Origin of the sequence: Mycobacterium sp. ITM-2016-00318, from assembly GCF_002968285.2 — a bacterium.
Classification (GTDB): Bacteria; Actinomycetota; Actinomycetes; order Mycobacteriales; family Mycobacteriaceae; genus Mycobacterium.
In genome coordinates this window covers 3,221,484-3,239,215 of the sequence record NZ_CP134400.1, presented here as the reverse complement: position 1 = coordinate 3,239,215, position 17,732 = coordinate 3,221,484, and the positions used below count along the sequence as shown (strand labels likewise).

The window sequence follows — 17,732 nt, the reverse complement described above, 5'->3', positions numbered from 1 at the left end:
GACGGCGCCGAGGCGACGGCCGCGCCCGACCTGGAGCCGACGCCCGCCGAAGAACCCCCGCCTGCTGAGGAGTTCGAGGGCCCGCGCAGGCGCGCCAGGCGGGAACGCGAAGCGCGCCGCGAGGCGCAAGCCCGCGCCGTCGCGATCGAACAAGCGCGGCGCGATGCCAAGCGGCGCGTACAGGGTAAGGCGACCGAAGATGCCAAACCCGTTGGACGGGGCGCAGTTCGGGGCCTGAAGCTGGTGGTGTGGACGGTTCTGTTGGTTGTGCTGTTCGTCGGGCTCGGCCTATTGCTGTATTTCACCCCGATCATGGCGGCGCGCAACGTGGTCATCACCGGAGTCGGCACGGTGACACAGGAAGAGGTCATCGCCGCCGCTGCCGTCAAGCAGGGCACCCCGCTTCTGCAGGTCAACACCGACGACGTGGCCGAGCGGGTGGCCACCATCCGCCGGATCGCCACCGCGCGGGTGCAGCGCGAGTATCCGTCGACCCTTCGCATCACGGTCGTCGAGCGGGTGCCCGTGGCGGTCAAGGATTTTCCGGACGGACCGCATCTGTTCGACCGTGACGGGGTGGACTTCGCGACAGGGCCGCCGCCGCCCAACCTGCCCTACCTCGAGGTCGACAACCCAGGACCGAGCGATCCGCCGACCAAGGCGGCACTCGCGGTGATGACCGCGCTGCGGCCGGAGGTGGCCGGACAGGTCGCGCGGGTGTCGGCGCCGTCGGTCGCGTCGATCACGCTGACGTTGGTCGACGGCAGGGAAGTGGTGTGGGGCACCACCGACCGCACGGAGGAGAAGGCGCAGAAGCTTGCCGCGCTGCTGACCCAGCCGGGCCACACCTATGACGTGTCGAGCCCCGATTTGCCGACGGTCAAGTGACGGAGTCGCGGCCGGTTGGTCGGAAATTCTCCGCGTTTCCGTCGGCGCGCCTGCATGGATAGTGGTTGACCTCGCCCTACCGTTCTGTTTGCGCGGAACAACTTGACATAACTATAAACCTCTTGTTGAGGTCGAGGGTTTGCTCAGGGGTTCGCGCATGAAATGCAACCAGGTAGGAAAGGCGATCGCGATGACCCCCCCGCACAACTACCTCGCCGTCATCAAGGTGGTCGGAATCGGCGGCGGCGGCGTCAACGCCGTCAACCGGATGATCGAGCACGGCCTCAAGGGCGTTGAGTTCATCGCGATCAACACCGACGCACAGGCGCTGTTGATGAGCGATGCCGACGTCAAGCTCGACGTCGGCCGCGACTCCACAAGGGGACTCGGCGCCGGCGCCGACCCGGAGGTCGGGCGAAAAGCCGCCGACGACGCCAAGGACGACATCGAGGAGCTCCTGCGCGGCGCGGACATGGTGTTCGTGACCGCAGGCGAGGGCGGTGGCACCGGCACCGGCGGGGCGCCCGTCGTCGCCAACATCGCACGCAAGCTCGGCGCGCTCACGGTCGGCGTGGTGACAAGGCCGTTCTCATTCGAGGGCAAGCGGCGAAGCAATCAGGCCGAAGCGGGCATCTCCGCGCTGCGCGAGAGCTGCGACACCTTGATCGTCATCCCCAATGACCGCCTGCTGCAGATGGGCGACGCCGCGGTGTCGCTGATGGACGCGTTCCGCAGCGCCGACGAGGTGCTGCTCAACGGAGTGCAGGGCATCACCGACCTGATCACCACTCCCGGTCTGATCAACGTGGACTTCGCCGACGTCAAGGGCATCATGTCCGGCGCGGGCACGGCTCTGATGGGCATCGGCTCGGCGCGCGGCGACGGACGGGCGCTGAAGGCGGCTGAGATCGCCATCAACTCGCCGCTGCTCGAGGCGTCGATGGAGGGTGCCCAGGGCGTGCTGATGTCCATCGCGGGCGGCAGCGACCTCGGGCTGTTCGAGATCAACGAGGCCGCTTCGCTGGTGCAGGACGCCGCACACCTCGAGGCCAACATCATCTTCGGCACAGTGATCGACGATTCACTCGGCGACGAGGTGCGGGTCACGGTGATCGCCGCAGGCTTCGACGCAGCGGGACCGAGTCGCAAGCCGGTGGTCGGCGGCAACGGCCAGGCCATCGCGCCCGCGACAGCCGGCAAGGTGACCTCGTCGCTGTTCGAGCCCGCCGATGCCGCCAGCGTCCCGGTGCACACCAACGGCTCGACGGTCAGCATCGGTGGCGACGATGACGACGACGTCGACGTGCCACCGTTCATGCGGCACTGAGACCGGTCTCGCCCCGGCGGATACTGGGATCGTGAGTGTTCGGGTTCGGCGCGTGACCACCACCCGCGCCGGCGGCGTCTCGGCGCCGCCCTATGACACGTTCAACCTCGGCGACCACGTTGGCGACGACTCGGCGGCCGTCGCGACCAACAGGAAGCGGCTGGCGTCGGCCATCGGGTTGGACACCGATGCGGTGGTCTGGATGAACCAGGTGCACGGCGACCGCGTGGTGCGGGTTGACGGTCCTCGAGAAGGGGGAGCGGGCACAGTCGATGACACCGACGGATTGGTGACGACCACGCCGCGATTGGCATTGGCTGTCGTAACGGCCGATTGCGTTCCCGTTCTCATGGCCGATACCCGTGCCGGGGTGGTGGCGGCCGTCCACGCAGGCCGGGTCGGCGCGCAGATCGGCGTGGTGGCGCGCGCGGTCGAGGCGATGTGTGACGCCGGTGCGAACCCTGAAGACATCTCCGTGCTGTTCGGCCCTTCGGTCAGCGGCCGCAACTACGAGGTGCCCGCCGCGATGGCCGACGAGGTCGAGGCGGCCCTGCCCGGCAGCAGGACAACCACCTCGCGGGGTACGCCAGGACTGGACCTGCGAGCCGGAATCGCCCGGCAATTAACGGGTTTGGGCGTCACCGCCATCGATGCCGACCCTCGGTGCACGATGGAGGATCCCAACCTGTTCAGCCATCGGCGGGATGCCCCGACCGGACGGCTGGCGTCCGTGGTCTGGATCGAGTAACCGCCGATGGCAACCACGCGGGAGGCCGAACTCGTCGATGCGCTCACGGCGGTGCGCGAACGACTGTCCGACGCTGCCAAAGCCGCGGGTCGTAACAGTGACGAAATTGAATTGCTCCCGATTACGAAATTCTTTCCAGCAACCGATGTGCTAATTCTGTCGCAATTGGGCTGCGATGCATTCGGCGAATCGCGCGAGCAAGAAGCGGCCGCCAAAGCGGCCGAATGTAATTCTGCCGGACCCGCCTCGCCGATTCGCTGGCACATGGTCGGGCGGATACAGCGCAACAAGGCGCGGTCGATTGCCAACTGGGCCTACGCCGCGCACTCGGTGGACAGCGCCAGGCTGATCACCGCGCTGGACAGGGCGTCGACCGATGCGCTCGCCGAGGGGGCGCGCGCAGCGCCGTTGCGGGTCTACATCCAGCTCAGCCTCGACGGCGACCCCGAACGCGGGGGCGTCGACATCGCCCGGCCCGACCTCGTCGACGAACTGTGCGCACAGGCGCAGGCGGCGGAGGGGTTGGAGTTCGTCGGCTTGATGGGTGTTCCGCCGCTCGGCTCGGACGCCGAAGAGGCCTTCGCGCGTTTGCACGCCGAGCATCAGCGGGTACAAGTCCTGTACCAGCAGCGCCTCGAACTTTCGGCCGGGATGTCCGGCGACCTCGAGGCGGCAGTCGAACATGGTTCGACGTGTGTGCGTGTCGGTACCGCGCTATTGGGGCAACGTCCTCTAACGTCACCCTGAGTAGTCACTCCAGTCACATCTTCATCACAGGCATCACGCAAGAAGGGTCCAGCGATGAGCACACTGCACAAGGTCAAGGCGTACTTCGGCATGGCGCCTATGGACGACTACGACGACGAGTACTACGACGACGAGGACCGTCCCGCCCGCGCCTATCCGCGCCGTGAGCGGTTCGCCGACGAGGGCTACGGCCGCTACGACGACCGTTACGACGACGAGGAGATGCCAGGCGGCTACCGCGGCGAGGGCCGTTTCCACCCGCGCGACTTCGATCGTGCCGCACCGAGGTTCGCGCCCCTGCGCGGTTCGACCCGCGGCGCGCTTGCCATGGATCCGCGCCGGATGGCGATGCTGTTCGACGAGAGCAGCCCGCTGTCGAAGATCACCACGCTGCGGCCCAAGGATTACAGCGAGGCGCGCACCATCGGCGAGCGCTTCCGTGACGGCACACCGGTGATCATGGACCTGGTCACCATGGACAACGCCGATGCCAAGCGGCTTGTCGACTTCGCCGCCGGTCTCGCGTTCGCGCTGCGCGGCTCGTTCGACAAGGTTGCGACCAAGGTGTTCCTGCTGTCGCCCGCCGACGTCGATGTCACCCCCGATGACCGCAGGCGCATCGCAGAGACCGGCTTCTACGCCTATCAGTAGGTCGGTCGCCAGGTAGGCTGACGGCAACGCGCCGCCGGCATCGGTCTGCGGTCTGTATGGAACATCACATCGGCTGTAGTGAGGTCGGCTTAGTTGGCCCTGTTCTTTGAGATTCTGGGTTTCGCGCTGTTCGTCTTCTGGCTGCTCCTCATCGCCAGGGTCGTCGTCGAATTCATCCGCTCGTTCAGCCGCGACTGGCAGCCGAGGGGCCTCACCGTGGTTGTGCTCGAGGTGATCATGACGCTCACAGATCCCCCGGTGAAGCTGCTGCGCCGCATTATTCCGCAGCTCACGATAGGGGCGATCCGCTTCGACCTGTCGATCATGGTGCTGCTGCTCATCGCTTTCATCGGGATGCAGTTGGCGTTCAGCGCGGCGGCGTGAACCCGCCCGGATCGGCGTTTGCCGAACACGGCAATTGGCCTTAAGAAGATTGAATTTCGTTCTTAATTATTGGCCTCACCTGCAACCGGCGTGTCCCGTGTGACAGGATGGACGCCAGTTACTCCACTGACGCTCTACACTTTGAGATCGATTGACGGTCCAGACCATCTAGGGGGCAGACAATGCCGCTCACTCCAGCCGACGTCCACAACGTCGCGTTCAGCAAGCCACCCATCGGCAAGCGCGGCTACAACGAGGACGAGGTCGATGCCTTCCTCGATCTGGTCGAGAACGAGCTGACCCGGCTCGTCGAGGAGAACGCCGACCTTCGTCAGCGAGTGACCGAACTGGACTCCGAGCTGAGCAGCGCACGGGCAGGCGGTGGAGCCCAGTCTCAGCCGACGCAGGCCATCCCGCTGTATCAGCCCGAGCCCGAACCCGAGCCGGCGCCGGCGCCCGTTTACGAAGCCCCGCCGCAGCCGCCACCCGCACCTGCGAGTGAGGACCAGCATCTCAAGGCTGCCCGCGTGCTCAGCCTGGCGCAGGACACCGCCGACAGGTTGACCACGACCGCCAAGGCCGAGTCGGACAAGCTGTTGGCCGACGCCCGGTCGCAGGCCGACCAGATGGTCAGCGAGGCGAGGGCGACCGCGGAGTCCACCGTCGCCGAGGCGCGTCAGCGGGCGGACACGATGCTCGCCGATGCACAGACCCGCTCGGAGACCCAACTGCGTCAGGCCCAGGAGAAGGCCGATGCGCTGCAGGCGGATGCCGAGCGCAAGCACTCCGAGATCATGGGCACCATCAACCAGCAGCGCACCGTGCTCGAAGGCCGGCTGGAGCAGCTGCGCACGTTCGAGCGCGAATACCGCACCAGGCTCAAGACCTACCTGGAATCCCAGCTCGAGGAGCTCGGCCAGCGCGGCTCGGCGGCGCCGGTCGACTCGAGCGCCAACAATGACGGCGGCGCGGGCTTCAATCAGTTCAACCGCGGCAACAACTAAGCTCCCAAGCCCGCCGGCGAAGGGATTGACCAATGCTGATCGTTGCCCTCGTGCTCGCTGTCATCGGCCTAGCGGCCCTGGTGACTGCGGTCGTCACGAGCAATGCGCTGATCGCCTGGGTCTGTATCGCCGCCAGCGTCATCGGCGTCGTGCTGCTGATCGTCGACGCGCTTCGCGAGCGTTCCCACGCCAACGACGACTCCGTGTCCGACGCCTCGGCTCACGATGCGAACGAAGACGACGTCGAGGACTATCCGGACGAGACCCCGGCCCTGGCAGAAGACGAAACAGCTGCAGCCCCAGCCGAATCCGTCGACAGCGACGCCCCAGAGGTCGTCGAGGAAGACCGCAACCCGCGCTAGCGCGTCGGCTTAGCCAGCAGCTCGCGCACTTCGTCGTCGGAGACCTGGTGGAAGTCTGCGTAGACCTGTCCAACGGCCTCGAACGACTCGGGCATCGTCGCGCACACCACATCGTCGGCCTCGCGGCCCAGTTGCGTACACGCCGACTGCGGTCCGACGGGAACCGCGACCACAACGCTCGCCGGCTCCGCTGTGCGCACCGCGCGCACGGCGGCGAGCATGCTGGCGCCGGTGGCGATCCCGTCGTCGACGAGGATTGCGATTTTGCCCTCCGGATCGGCAGGCGGCCTGTCGCCTCGGTACGCGCGCTCTCTGCGGTTGAGTTCCTCGGTCTCCCGGTCGATGGCCTCGCGCAGTGCCTGCTCGCCGATGCCTAGGTTCCTCATCAGGCTGTCGTTGACCACGAGGCCGCCGCCGCTGGCAAGGGCGCCCATCGCGAGTTCCTCCCACTGCGGAACGCCGAGCTTGCGGACCAGGAACACGTCAAGCGGTGCCCGCAGCGCTGCGGCCACCTCCCAGCCGACCGGGACGCCGCCGCGCGCCAGCCCGAGGATGAGCAGATCGTCTCTGCCGTGATAAGCCGCCAGCTCCTGCGCCAGGACCCGACCTGCTGCGCAGCGGTCCCGGAAGGTTCGTCTCGCGTTGCGGCGCGCGAGCCCACTCCAACCGGCCATGACTGTTGTGTTCCCGTTCCTGGGCGGATTCCCCGTCCTGGGACTCATCTAGCCTACGACGGGCAATCCAACTGCGCGGCGACTCCGAATATCACGCATCAGCACGCGAAGGCGAACGTGAGTGAGGATCGCAGCGAAGCGAGGACCGGTGGGCCCACGCCCGCAGGGCAGGGGACGCGCGCGAGCCGAGCCGGGCCAGCACCGCGAGAGGAACCATGGGCATCGAATACGAGAGCGTCGTCGACCATCCGTTGGCCGAGGTGTTCGCCTGGCATACCAGGCCGGGTGCCATGGCGCGGCTGGTTCCGCCGTGGCAGCCGATGACGGTGGTGGCCGAGACCGAGTCGCTGGCTGACGGTAAGGCGGTGCTCGGCCTGCCTGGCGGGCTGCGGTGGATCGCCCAGCACGATCGGGACGGATTCGACCCGCCGCACCGGTTCGTGGACGCGCTGTCCTCGGCGGGGCCGCGGTCGCTGCCAGCGCGCGTTATCGGCTGGTGGCGACACACCCACGAGTTCTCCGCCGAGCCCGGCGGCGGCACGAGGGTGCGCGACGAGGTCGACACCACGGTTCCCGGTGCGGCCCTGCGGCCGACGTTCGTCTACCGGCATCGCCAGCTGGCCGACGACCTCGCCGCCCACAGGGATGCGGCTGACGCAGGTGCCGAACCTATGGTCGTCGCCGTCACCGGCGCATCCGGGTTGGTGGGCACCGCGCTGACGGCCTTCCTGACCACCGGCGGTCATCGCGTGATCCGGCTGGTCCGGGGTCCTGCCGCACGCGCCGAGGACGAGCGCCAGTGGCGGCCCGAGGCGCCCGCGGCAGACCTGCTGTCGGGTGTCGACGCGGTGATCCATCTGGCGGGCGCATCGATCGCGGGACGCTTCTCCGAGGGACACAAAGCCGCGATCCGGGATACCCGTATCGAGCCGACGCGGAAGCTGGCGCAGGCGGCCGCGGACAGCGATGACGGCCCGTCGGTGTTCGTCAGCGCCTCGGCGGTCGGCTTCTACGGCTACGACCGCGGCGATGCGCTGCTGTGCGAGGACAGCGTTCGCGGCGACGGTTTCCTCGCCGACGTGGTCGCAGACTGGGAGGCCGCCACCGGCCCGGCGGCCGGCGCCGGAATCCGGGTGGTCAACGTCCGCACCGGCGTGGTGCAGGCGGCCGCGGGCGGCACGTTGCGGCTGCTGCGGCCGCTCTTCCTCGCAGGGCTGGGCGGGCGGTTGGGTAGCGGGGAGCAATGGCTGTCCTGGATCGGCATCGACGACCTGCTCGACGTCTATTACCGGGCGCTTTACGACGCGCGGCTGACCGGACCGGTCAACGCGGTCGGGCCCGAGCCCGTGCGCAACAGCGAATACACGAAGTCGCTTGCTGGTGTCCTGCACCGGCCCGCGCTGTTACCGGTGCCGTCGGTCGGGCCGCGGCTTCTGCTGGGCGGGCAGGGCGTCCGCGAACTCGCCCAGGCCGATCAACGGGTGGTGCCGACGAAACTGACGCAGCTGGGCCATCGATTCAGGCACGCGACTGTGTCCGACGCGTTGGCCCATCAGCTCGGGCACGGCTGACCGGCGACCCGCGACACGAAGCTGCGCACCAGCGCCCGGATCCTGCGAGCCGCACTGTCCTCGAGTTCTCTTGTCGCCGCTAGTAGTTCGGCGTGGGTGCGGCCCGCGCCCACAACCTCGCCGTTGCGGTCGTCGGCGAACCAACGTTGCAGCATGTCGTGGTCGACCTCGGGATGGAACTGCAGCGCGACCGCCCTGCCGAGCACGAATGCCTGCGATGCGTTCGCCGTTCGCGCGATCTCGGTGGCGCCAGGCGGAAGCGTCCATGTGTCGAAGTGCCATTCGAACCATCGCCCGCCGGGTATCAGGCTCTCGTCGTCGCTCGTCACGTCGTACCAGCCGATCTCCGGTTCGGTGGATCGGGTGACGGAACCGCCGAAGGCCGCCGCCAGTAGCTGACCGCCGAAGCACACCCCCAGCGTCGGTACGCCCGCGTCGGCGGCGTCGCGCATCATCTGCATCTCGGCGCCGACCCAGCTACGTTGCAGCGCATCGTCGTAGACCGGCCACCGCGCACCGAGTGGCACGATGACGTCGTAACGGGTCGGATCGGGAAATTGCACGTCGCCAGCCGGGTCGTCCACGCGCTCGGCGGGCACCACCCCGAATGTGGCGACGTCGTAGCCGCATTCGGTGAACGCCTCGCCGAGCAGGCCCTCGGTGGCGAGGTGCTCGTTGTGGATGAACAAGACTTGCGGTGCCATGGGGAGAGACTATTTGGGAGCGGCAGGCGGTGCGTCGTCCGGGGCGAGTTCCTTGGCGATGCGGCTGAAGAGGGTATCGGCTTCGTTGCGGTAATTGCCCTGATCGTCGAAGGCGTCGGGTTGGTAGGTGACGGCGACGGCGATTGAGATCCGCTTGGCCGGAAGGTAGGCCATCACTCCGGCTTCGCCCGCGAACAACGGATTTTGCAGCAGCCAGTTGCCCGAGATCACGATTCCCATCCCGTAGGTGTAGCTGTCGTCGTTCGCCATGCAGGTCGTGCAGCCGGGCAGCGCGCTGGTCTTGCCGCGCAGGTCGGTCGACGCGAACGTGGCGTAGGAGTCCTTCGTCAGAAGCCTGCCGGAGCCCAGCCCGCTTGCGCTGGCCTCCATGTCGTAGATGTTCGTCGTCTGTATTGCGCCGTGGGTGATGGTCCACGATGGATTCCAGAACGTGGACTCCTCGTAAAAGGGTGTGCCACTTGGTACTTTCAGCGCCTGTCGCCGTTCGCTGGTGAACGCGTGCAGTACCGGCGCCGGGATCTGCGGAGTGAACGAGTTCGCGGTGTTGGAGAGCCCGAGCGGCCGCAAAACCTTGTCTCCCAGCAACTCCGGCATCTGCTGTCCGGTGGCTTTCTCCAGCGCCCTTCCCAGGAGCACATAATTGGTATGGGCATAGTTCCAGTTGGTGCCCGGCTCGTAGACGAGCGGCTTGCTCGTCGCGAAGCCGAGAAGCTGGTCGGGTTCCCAAGCCCGGAACGGATCTTTGTACAGCGCCTCTTCGAATTCGGTGTTGCCGATGACGTAATCGACGTACCCGGACGTCATCTGGGCCAGCTGGCCGAGGGTGACCCTGTCCGCGTTCGGCACGTCCGGTAGCCATTTCGACAGCTTGTCGTCCAGGCCGACCCGTTTTTCGTCGACGAGGATCAGCAGCAGGGTCGAGACGTAGGAGATCGCGACCGCGCCGTTGCGGAAGTGCATGTTCGTCGTCGCGGGGACTCCTGCCATCGAGTCGCCGACCGCCCGGGTGACGACCTCCTTGCCGTCGATGGTGACCCGAACGATGACCGCATTGAGGTGCGCTTCGGCCATCGTGTCGCGCACGATCGTCATCACCGCGTCGGCCTTGGCGGATCTGTCGTCGACGCGGGCGGCTGGCCTGCCGGGGGACCCGTCGGGCCGCAGCCTGCAAGGAGTAAGAGCGCGCAGGCCAGGCCGACGATGTGGCGCGTGAGGAGCATGCGGCGATCCTGACAGAGCGGGTGGTGCAGCGGTGCGTTTACCGATGTCGGCGTTCGGTTATCCGGTTCGCGTGTCGGAACTCGCAGATTGGTTCCTCACCGCGGACGAGCGAGGAAACCCGACCACCACGATTCCCATCTGGTGTGCAGGTAACCGCGCCGAGCCGCTGATTCACGGCGCGACCTACTTCGACCGCCTGGTCAGCGAAGTGGAGACGCTGGGCGAAGGCGACTATCTCTTCTTCACCGATTGGCGCGGCGACCCCGACGAGAAGATGCGCGATGGCGGACCGACCGTCCGGGAGCTGTTCTGCCAGGCGGCCGAACGCGGCGTCGTCGTCAAGGGTTTGGTGTGGCGCTCGCATCTGGACAAGTTCGCCTACAGCGAGGAGGAGAACCAGCATCTCGGCGAGGCGATCGAGGCTGCGGGCGGCGAGGTGCTGCTCGATCAGCGGGTGCGCTTCGGTGGTTCCCACCACCAGAAGCTCGTGGTGATTCGACGCCCCGGCGATCCCCAGCGTGACGTTGCTTTCGCCGGCGGCATCGACCTGTGTCACTCCCGGCGTGACGACGAGAACCATCGCGGTGACCGGCAGGCGCAGCAGATGTCCAAGCAGTACGGCGACCATCCGCCGTGGCATGACGTTCAGCTCCGGCTGCAGGGCCCGGTGGTGGGGGCGTTGGACGCCACCTTCCGGGAGCGGTGGAACGATCCCGCTCCGCTCGACATGCTTTCGCCCATCGCGTGGCTGATGGACAAGTTCCGTGGCGCGGACCTCAAACCGGATGCATTGCCCGAACAGCCCGCGGATCCGCCGCCGTGCGGGCCGCACTCCGTTCAGGTGCTCCGCACCTATCCCGACGCGCACTTCGAATACGACTTCGCACCGCACGGCGAGCGCAGCATTGCCCGTGGCTATTCCAAGGCGGTACGTCGCGCACGGCGACTCATCTATCTGGAGGACCAGTATCTGTGGTCGAAGCGGGTGGCCAAGTTGTTCGCCCGCGCGATAACGGACAACCCCGCTCTGCACCTGATCGCTGTGGTGCCCCGTCACCCCGACGTCGACGGTCGACTGTCGTTGCCGCCCAACCTCGTTGGGCGACAGCAGGCCATCGAGGCGTGCCGTGCCGCCGATCCACAACGCGTGCACATCTTCGACGTCGAGAACCACGAGGGCACGCCCGTCTACGTGCACGCGAAGGTGTGCGTCATCGACGACGTCTGGGCGACGGTCGGCAGCGACAACCTGAATCGCCGCTCGTGGACGCACGACAGTGAACTGTCGTGCGCGGTTCTCGACGACACCGGCGAGTTCGCGCGTGACCTGCGGCTGCGGTTGATCCGTGAACACCTCGATCGCGCTGTCGACGGGAGCGAGGACGACGGGATCGTCGACCTCGACACCGTCGTGCAGGAGATCGAGGCTTCGGCGACCGCGCTGGAGGAATGGCATGCCAACGGCGGCAAGGGCGCTCGACCTCCTGGCCGGCTTCGGCCGCACCAGCCGGAGAACCTCGGCCTGCTGACCCGGCTCTGGGCCGAACCGGCGTATCGCGCGTTCTACGATCCCGATGGGCGGTCCTATCGGGCGCGGCTCAAAGACGAGTGGTGATCGGGCCACCTCGTCATCGAGATGGCCTTGACGTAGGCCGCTACTCGCAATTCTTCGCCATGGCCGCAGTCTCGAGGCCGAACATCGGTATATACGCGCTTGCGCTGATGTTTTGCGGCCTGCCCAGGGCACATGCTGGCTATCATGAGCCAACTCGAGTGGAGCGAACCCGCGGACGTGAGGAGCAAGATGGCCTCCGCTGTGAGCGGGCTACCGACAGGCACGGTGACGCTGCTGCTTGCCGACGTCGAGGGCTCCACCGGACTGTGGGAGACCCAGCCCGACGCGATGACCGCCGCCATCGCTCGACTCGATGACACATTGACCGCTCTGGTCGCCGCGCACCACGGCGTGCGTCCCGTCGAGCAGGGCGAGGGCGACAGCTTCGTCCTCGCGTTCGCGCGCGCCAGCGATGCGGTCGCGTGCGCGCTGGCGCTGCAGCGGGCGCCGCTCGCGCCTATCCGGCTGCGGATCGGGCTGAACACGGGCGAGATCCAGTTGCGCGACGAAGGCAACTACATCGGTCCGACGATCAACCGGACCGCGAGGATCCGCGACCTCGGCCACGGCGGCCAGACCCTGCTGTCGAGTGCGACCGAGTCGATGGTGCTCGACCACCTGCCCCACGACGCCTGGCTGAACGACCTCGGCGTGCATCCACTTCGCGATCTGCCTCGGCCGGAACGCGTCGTCGCGCTGTGCCACCCCGACATCCGCAATGACTTCCCTGCACTCCGGACACCGGAACCCGAGAGAGCCAGACGTCTTCCGGTCCAACTGACGAGCTTCATCGGCCGCGAACGCCAGATCGCCGAGGTGCGCGAACTCCTGAGTGCCAACCGGCTGGTGACGCTGACCGGCGCGGGCGGATCGGGTAAGACGCGCCTCGCGATCCATGTCGCGGGTGACGCTCCTTATGACGTCGGATATGTTGACCTCGCGCCGATCACGGATCTGGACCTGGTGCCCGTTGCGGTGGCACGCGCGCTCGGCCTTACCGATCAGCCGGGCCGGTCGACGATCGACAGCCTGGTCCACTTCATCGGGGATCGTAGCCTGCTCGCGGTGCTCGACAACTGCGAGCACCTGCTTGATGCCAGCGCCGATCTGATCGTGGCCGTGCTCGAGGCGTGCCCCGGTCTGACGGTATTGGCCACGAGCAGGGAACCGATCGGGCTCGACGGGGAAGTGACGTGGCGGGTGCCGTCGCTGTCGCTGACCGACGAAGCGGTCGTACTCTTCACAGACCGTGCGCGCCGGGTGAGGCCCGACTTCACCGCCGTCGGTGACGACGCCGTCACCGTCACGGAAATCTGCAAACGCCTCGACGGCATGCCGCTGGCCATCGAACTCGCGGCGGCCCGAGTGCGCGCGCTGTCGCTCACCGAGATTCTCGACAGCCTTCACGACCGCTTCCGGCTGCTGACCGGTGGCGCTCGCCGCGCGGTGCGGCGTCAGCAGAGTCTCGGCGCATCGGTTGACTGGTCGCATGCGCTGCTGACCGAGCCCGAACGCGTCCTGTTCCGCCGCCTTTCGGTATTCATGGGCGGGTTCGATTTCGCCGCCGCGCAGGAGGTCTGCGGTGGCGATGGGCTACCACGCCACCAGATCCTCGATCAGTTGTCATTGCTCGTCGACAAGTCGTTGGTTATCGCGGAAACCGAGCGGGGCCGTACCAGATACCGGCTGTTGGAGACCATCCGGCAGTACGCGATGGAGAAGCTCGGCGAATCGGGCGAGGCCGACGAGATGCGCGAGTCCCATCGGGAGTACTTCGAGTCGATAGCCCAACGATTCGACGTCCCGTCACCGGCTGCCTTCGAGCTTCTTTTCGCCGACGCAGAAGCCGAAATCGACAATCTCCGTGCGGCGTTCGCCTGGAGCGTCGAGCACGGCCAATCGGATCGGGCGCTGCAGCTGGCATGCTCCATGTACCCGGTCTGGCTTTTGCAAGGCCGACCGCTGGAGGGTTTGGCGTGGTTCGACGCGATCGACGTGAGCGGCGCGAGCGATGTGAGTGCGGCGGTCCGCGCACGATCGCTCGCCGACAGCGCGGCGCTGGGTGCCCTCACCGTCGATACCCGGAAATTCGCCAAGGCAGAGGAAGCCCTGTCGATCGCGCGTGAACTCGATGATCCCGCCCTGCTCGCCCGCGCGCTCACCTCCTGTATCGCGGCCGCAGCATTCGATGTCGTCAAGGTGCTGCCGTACATCGCCGAGGCGCTCGATGTGGCTCGGGAACTCGGCGACCGCTGGCGGTTGAGCCAGGTCCTCGCCTGGCATTCGTACACGGCATGCCTTGCCGGAGATCCCGTCGCGACGGCCGCCGCGGGCGAGGAAGGCGAGGCGTATGCCGACGCCGTCGGCGACCGATTCATCGCGCGGATGTGTCGGTATTGGGGGCGCGGGATTGCCAGCTTCCAGCGCGGTGAGCTGGCCCTGGCATTCGAGGTGCTCGGGGAGCTTCTCGCCGAGGCGGACGCTACCGACGATGCCTTCTATTCGTTGCTGACCCGCATCGCACTCGCCCACGGACATATGGAGATCGGCGAGACGGCCGAGTCCAGGAGACTGGCGGAGGAAGCCGTCGAGTACGGCTCGGGCCTCGGGCCCTTCGTCGAGATGTGGGCCTTGGCGCCGCTGGCTCGGGCGGCTCTCGCGCAGGGCGACATCACGGCCGCTGTCGAAGTCAACGACATCGTCGCCCAACGAATGTCGGAACATCCCGAGTTGGGTATCGCCAACGTCATGCCGACAGTCGAACTCGCCGTCGTTCGCGGTGATCTCCACGAAGCGCGGAAGCTGGCCGATCAACTGGTGGCGCCGATGATGGGCTGGCATCGGGGTAAGGCGCTGACCGCCCGTGCGCATGTCGCCCTCGCGCTGGACGACGCGCAGCAGGCGGAACTCGACGCCTATGAGGCCCTTTCCTGCGCCACCGAGGTCAAGGCGTACCTCATTGTTCCCGACGCTCTCGACATCCTCGCCGAGCTGTCCACCGCCGAAGGCCGCCATCGTGAGGCGGCGCGCTATGGCGGTGCGGCGGCGGCGATCCGGAAGAATATGGGCGGGTTGGTTCGGTACCCGCTTTACGAGCCGAAGTACACGTCGCTCTTCGCGAACCTGCGCGATGCGCTGGGTAACGACGACTTCGACTCCGCGTGGTCCGAAGGTGCGGCGCTGTCGTTGGAAGAAGCGATCGCGTACGCGCAGCGAGGCCGCGGTGAACGCAAGCGGCCGTCGACTGGCTGGGATTCGTTGACGCCGACCGAGCTCGATGTCGTGCGGCTGATGAGTGAAGGACTCGGCAACAAGGACATCGCCGCCAGGCTCTTCGTATCCCACCGCACGGTGCAGACGCACCTGACGCACGTGTACGGCAAGCTCGGACTCACCTCACGCGTCGCGCTGGCGCAAGAAGCGGCCCGGCACGAGTGACGAGACTGCAACCACGCACGCGCTCACTCGCAGTTTCCCTGCGCAGCGGCACTCTCAATGAACTGCCGCGTCACTTCGCCGCGTGGTAGCGCCGCTCAGGACGGCCGACGCCGTACTGCAGCCGGACCCCCAACGTGCCCGTGCTCAGATAGTGCTCCAGGTAGCGTCGCGCGCTCACCCGCGAAATACCCACTCGCGCAGCACATTCCGCTGCTGACACTTCACCGGCGTCATTGACCGCGTCGAGCACCAGCCGGCCGGTTTCCACGCCGAGACCCTTCGGCAGCATCGGTGACGGGGCGCCTGCGCCGCCGAAGAGCGAGTCGATCAGCGACTGGTCGACGCCGCCCGCCGACTCCAGGGCATCAGCGCGCGACGCGAAGGCCTCCAGCTTCGCCTTCAGCTGGTCGAACTCGAACGGCTTGATCAGGTAGTCGGCCGCGCCACCGTCGAGCGCACCGCTCACCGTGTCGAGCTCGCGCGCGGCGGTGATCATGATGACGCCGACGCCGTCCCCGCCGGATCGCAAACGCTGCAGCACTTCCAGTCCCGTCATGTCCGGCAGGTAGACGTCGAGCAGGATCAACTGCGGGCGCAGTGTTCGTGCCGCCGTCAACGCCTCGGCGCCGGTTCGGGCGACGCCGACCGCGCGGAAACCGTCGACCTGTTCGACGAACCTGCGATGGATCTCGGCCACCATGAAGTCGTCGTCGACGACGAGCACCTCACGCATGCGCAGCCTGCCTCGACGCCGACGTCTCCGGCAGCCGCACCACGAACAGCGCACCGCCCGCCGGGGCGTCGGTCACCTCGACGGAGCCGCCGTGCTGCGCCGTGACCAGCCGTACCAGGGCCAAACCGATCCCGCGGCCACCGGCAACCTCCGGTTTCGACGTGACGCCTCGGGCGAAGATCTCCTCGCGAAGATGCTCCGGCACACCGGGTCCGGAGTCCGCCACCGAAATCAGCAGACCGTCTCCGTCGATGAGATGGACCGTGACGCGCGCCCGTTCTGCTCCCACCGACACGTCCACGGCATTGTCGATCAGGTTGCCCAGTAGCGTGATCACATCGGTCGCCACCGCAGGGGTCAGCGCGGACAGATGAGAGCTCGGCGCTAGCTCGAGCGCCACACCGCTCTCCGCGGCGAGCGAGGTCTTCGCGATCAGCAGCGCAGCCACCGCGGGGTCGGAGATCCGGCTGGTGACGGCGTCGTTGATCTCGGCGCGGCGCCGGGTGAGCGTGCCGACGAGGTCGCGCACCGAGTCGTACTCTCCGAGTTGGACCAGTCCCGAGATGGTGTGCAACTGGTTGGCGAACTCGTGGGTCTGGGCCCGCAGCGTGTCGGTCACGCTCTTGTGCGACGACAGTTGGCCCTGCAGCGCGGCGAGTTCGGTGCTGTCGCGCATCGTCGTCACGGTGCCGATCACCTGGCCCTGGCTGGTCGCCGACCTTCTGTTCAACGCCAACACCTTTGTCCGGGTGGCGATCACGGTGTCGTTGGCGGAGCGGCCGTCGTCGCCGGAGAGCAGGAATTCGACGACGGCAGGGTCGAGCCCGATGCTGTCCACGCGATTGCCGACCGCAGCGCCGTCCACGCCGAGCAGCTCTTGCGCGCTGTCGTTGAGAAGCGTGACGTCACCGTCATTGTTCACCGCCACCACACCCTCGCGGATGCTGTGCAGCAGCGCTTCCCGGTGGTCGGCAAGGCCCGCGATCTCGGCGACTTCCAGACCCCGGGTGTGCCGCTTGATCCGCCGCGACAGCAGCCACGAGGCCAGCAGTCCGAGAGCAGCGCCGAGGCCGAGGTAGAGCAGAAGGCGTCTGCCCGCACCGCTGAGCTGTTCCCACACCGACGGATATGGCTCACTGACCGATGCGACAGCGAGCACGTCGCCGTTCACCGACAGGATCGGCACCTGTCCGACAAGGCTGTGTGCTCCGTCGATGTCGTCGTCGCCGAACCACGCCCGCCCCTCGTCGGCCCGGCTCGGGCCGAGATCCATCCTGTCGCGGATGCGCGACGGCTCCGACGACACCCGGACCGTGCCCTCGGGTCCGAGGATTTCCGCCATCCCCGCGCCCGAGAGTGCGACGGCGCGGTCGGTCTCCGGTGCGAGCACCTGCGCGGCCGTCGGGTCGGCAAACCGGTCGCGGACGATCGGAGTCGATGCCAGGTTCTCCGCGACCGCGATCATCCGTTGACCGCGGACTTCGCGGAATTCCCTCGTCGACTGCGCGACCGAGACGATCGCGATTGCGATTAGCACTACGACGGCCACAAGCAGCTGAAACACTAGGAACTGGCCGGCCAGGCTGCGTGACCAGGTCATGTACTTAATGACCAATACTTCCTTTGCGTTCTCATCAGTGACTT

General features: G+C 67.1%; 15 protein-coding genes and 1 pseudogene. 11 read left to right on the top strand and 5 right to left on the bottom strand.

The genetic code is table 11. From position 1 onward, the window contains the following. Positions 1-30: 30 nt before the first annotated feature. The 8 genes from C6A82_RS15950 to C6A82_RS15915 all read left to right on the top strand — a co-directional run bounded on the left by C6A82_RS15950 (position 31) and on the right by C6A82_RS15915 (position 6,111). Positions 31-888, top strand: a complete 858-nt coding sequence (locus C6A82_RS15950; protein ID WP_233217063.1) for a cell division protein FtsQ/DivIB — start codon at positions 31-33, stop codon at positions 886-888. Between the two features lie 190 nt (positions 889-1,078). Beyond that, positions 1,079-2,215 carry a cell division protein FtsZ gene (gene ftsZ, locus C6A82_RS15945; RefSeq protein ID WP_105347277.1) on the top strand — a complete coding sequence of 379 codons (1,137 nt, stop codon included), beginning with the start codon at positions 1,079-1,081 and terminating at the stop codon, positions 2,213-2,215. A gap of 31 nt (positions 2,216-2,246) precedes the next feature. Next, positions 2,247-2,963, top strand: a complete 717-nt coding sequence (pgeF, locus tag C6A82_RS15940) for a peptidoglycan editing factor PgeF (RefSeq protein WP_199193888.1) — start codon at positions 2,247-2,249, stop codon at positions 2,961-2,963. 6 nt (positions 2,964-2,969) lie between these two features. Further along, a complete protein-coding gene (locus C6A82_RS15935; protein ID WP_105347274.1) occupies positions 2,970-3,710 on the top strand; it encodes a YggS family pyridoxal phosphate-dependent enzyme in 741 nt (246 codons plus the stop codon). 54 nt (positions 3,711-3,764) lie between these two features. Then, a complete protein-coding gene (locus C6A82_RS15930) occupies positions 3,765-4,361 on the top strand; it encodes a cell division protein SepF (protein WP_105347272.1) in 597 nt (198 codons plus the stop codon). A gap of 93 nt (positions 4,362-4,454) precedes the next feature. Further along, positions 4,455-4,745 (top strand): YggT family protein, encoded by a 291-nt coding sequence (locus C6A82_RS15925; protein ID WP_105347270.1) that lies wholly within the window; start codon positions 4,455-4,457, stop codon positions 4,743-4,745. 182 nt (positions 4,746-4,927) lie between these two features. After that, positions 4,928-5,749: a DivIVA domain-containing protein gene (locus tag C6A82_RS15920; RefSeq protein WP_105347269.1), complete on the top strand. Its 822-nt coding sequence runs from the start codon at positions 4,928-4,930 to the stop codon at positions 5,747-5,749. Between the two features lie 32 nt (positions 5,750-5,781). Continuing rightward, complete coding sequence (locus tag C6A82_RS15915) at positions 5,782-6,111, top strand: hypothetical protein (RefSeq protein WP_105347267.1); 330 nt, start codon at positions 5,782-5,784, stop codon at positions 6,109-6,111. Here C6A82_RS15915 and C6A82_RS15910 read toward each other — a convergent pair. Then, on the bottom strand, positions 6,108-6,785 hold the full coding sequence (locus C6A82_RS15910) for a phosphoribosyltransferase (protein WP_105347265.1): 678 nt from the start codon (positions 6,783-6,785) through the stop codon (positions 6,108-6,110). The genes C6A82_RS15915 and C6A82_RS15910 overlap by 4 nt on opposite strands. Positions 6,786-7,000: 215 nt before the next feature. On the opposite strand from C6A82_RS15910, the gene C6A82_RS15905 reads away from it, so the two are divergent. Continuing rightward, positions 7,001-8,356, top strand: a complete 1,356-nt coding sequence (locus C6A82_RS15905; protein ID WP_105347263.1) for a TIGR01777 family oxidoreductase — start codon at positions 7,001-7,003, stop codon at positions 8,354-8,356. On the opposite strand, the gene C6A82_RS15900 is transcribed toward C6A82_RS15905, so the two are convergent. After that, on the bottom strand, positions 8,338-9,060 hold the full coding sequence (locus C6A82_RS15900; protein WP_105347262.1) for a type 1 glutamine amidotransferase: 723 nt from the start codon (positions 9,058-9,060) through the stop codon (positions 8,338-8,340). The genes C6A82_RS15905 and C6A82_RS15900 overlap by 19 nt on opposite strands. A 9-nt stretch (positions 9,061-9,069) precedes the next feature. After that, a pseudogene (locus tag C6A82_RS15895) lies at positions 9,070-10,301 on the bottom strand (serine hydrolase domain-containing protein). A 71-nt stretch (positions 10,302-10,372) separates the two neighbouring features. Here C6A82_RS15895 and C6A82_RS15890 point away from each other — a divergent pair. After that, on the top strand, positions 10,373-11,917 hold the full coding sequence (locus C6A82_RS15890) for a phospholipase D-like domain-containing protein (protein ID WP_199193684.1): 1,545 nt from the start codon (positions 10,373-10,375) through the stop codon (positions 11,915-11,917). Between the two features lie 144 nt (positions 11,918-12,061). Then, a complete protein-coding gene (locus C6A82_RS15885; protein WP_396836145.1) occupies positions 12,062-15,355 on the top strand; it encodes a LuxR C-terminal-related transcriptional regulator in 3,294 nt (1,097 codons plus the stop codon). 70 nt (positions 15,356-15,425) lie between these two features. Here C6A82_RS15885 and C6A82_RS15880 read toward each other — a convergent pair whose 3' ends face one another. Both C6A82_RS15880 and C6A82_RS15875 read right to left on the bottom strand, forming a co-directional pair. Further along, positions 15,426-16,088 (bottom strand): response regulator, encoded by a 663-nt coding sequence (locus C6A82_RS15880; protein ID WP_105343862.1) that lies wholly within the window; start codon positions 16,086-16,088, stop codon positions 15,426-15,428. Then, entirely contained in the window at positions 16,081-17,688 is a 1,608-nt protein-coding gene (locus C6A82_RS15875) for an ATP-binding protein (RefSeq protein WP_105343869.1), read from the bottom strand. The genes C6A82_RS15880 and C6A82_RS15875 overlap by 8 nt, the downstream gene beginning before the upstream one ends. Positions 17,689-17,732: the final 44 nt, after the last annotated feature.

Excerpts from the sequence above, each read along its gene's own strand:
- ftsZ (WP_105347277.1), top strand. The coding sequence starts at position 1,079 with ATGACCCCCCCGCACAACTACCTCGCCGTCATCAAGGTGGTCGGAATC.
- C6A82_RS15935 (WP_105347274.1), top strand. The coding sequence starts at position 2,970 with ATGGCAACCACGCGGGAGGCCGAACTCGTCGATGCGCTCACGGCGGTG.
- C6A82_RS15930 (WP_105347272.1), top strand. The coding sequence starts at position 3,765 with ATGAGCACACTGCACAAGGTCAAGGCGTACTTCGGCATGGCGCCTATG.
- C6A82_RS15920 (WP_105347269.1), top strand. The coding sequence starts at position 4,928 with ATGCCGCTCACTCCAGCCGACGTCCACAACGTCGCGTTCAGCAAGCCA.
- C6A82_RS15915 (WP_105347267.1), top strand. The coding sequence starts at position 5,782 with ATGCTGATCGTTGCCCTCGTGCTCGCTGTCATCGGCCTAGCGGCCCTG.
- C6A82_RS15910 (WP_105347265.1), bottom strand. The coding sequence starts at position 6,785 with ATGGCCGGTTGGAGTGGGCTCGCGCGCCGCAACGCGAGACGAACCTTC.
- C6A82_RS15905 (WP_105347263.1), top strand. The coding sequence starts at position 7,001 with ATGGGCATCGAATACGAGAGCGTCGTCGACCATCCGTTGGCCGAGGTG.
- C6A82_RS15900 (WP_105347262.1), bottom strand. The coding sequence starts at position 9,060 with ATGGCACCGCAAGTCTTGTTCATCCACAACGAGCACCTCGCCACCGAG.
- C6A82_RS15885 (WP_396836145.1), top strand. The coding sequence starts at position 12,062 with ATGAGCCAACTCGAGTGGAGCGAACCCGCGGACGTGAGGAGCAAGATG.
- C6A82_RS15880 (WP_105343862.1), bottom strand. The coding sequence starts at position 16,088 with ATGCGTGAGGTGCTCGTCGTCGACGACGACTTCATGGTGGCCGAGATC.
- C6A82_RS15875 (WP_105343869.1), bottom strand. The coding sequence starts at position 17,688 with ATGACCTGGTCACGCAGCCTGGCCGGCCAGTTCCTAGTGTTTCAGCTG.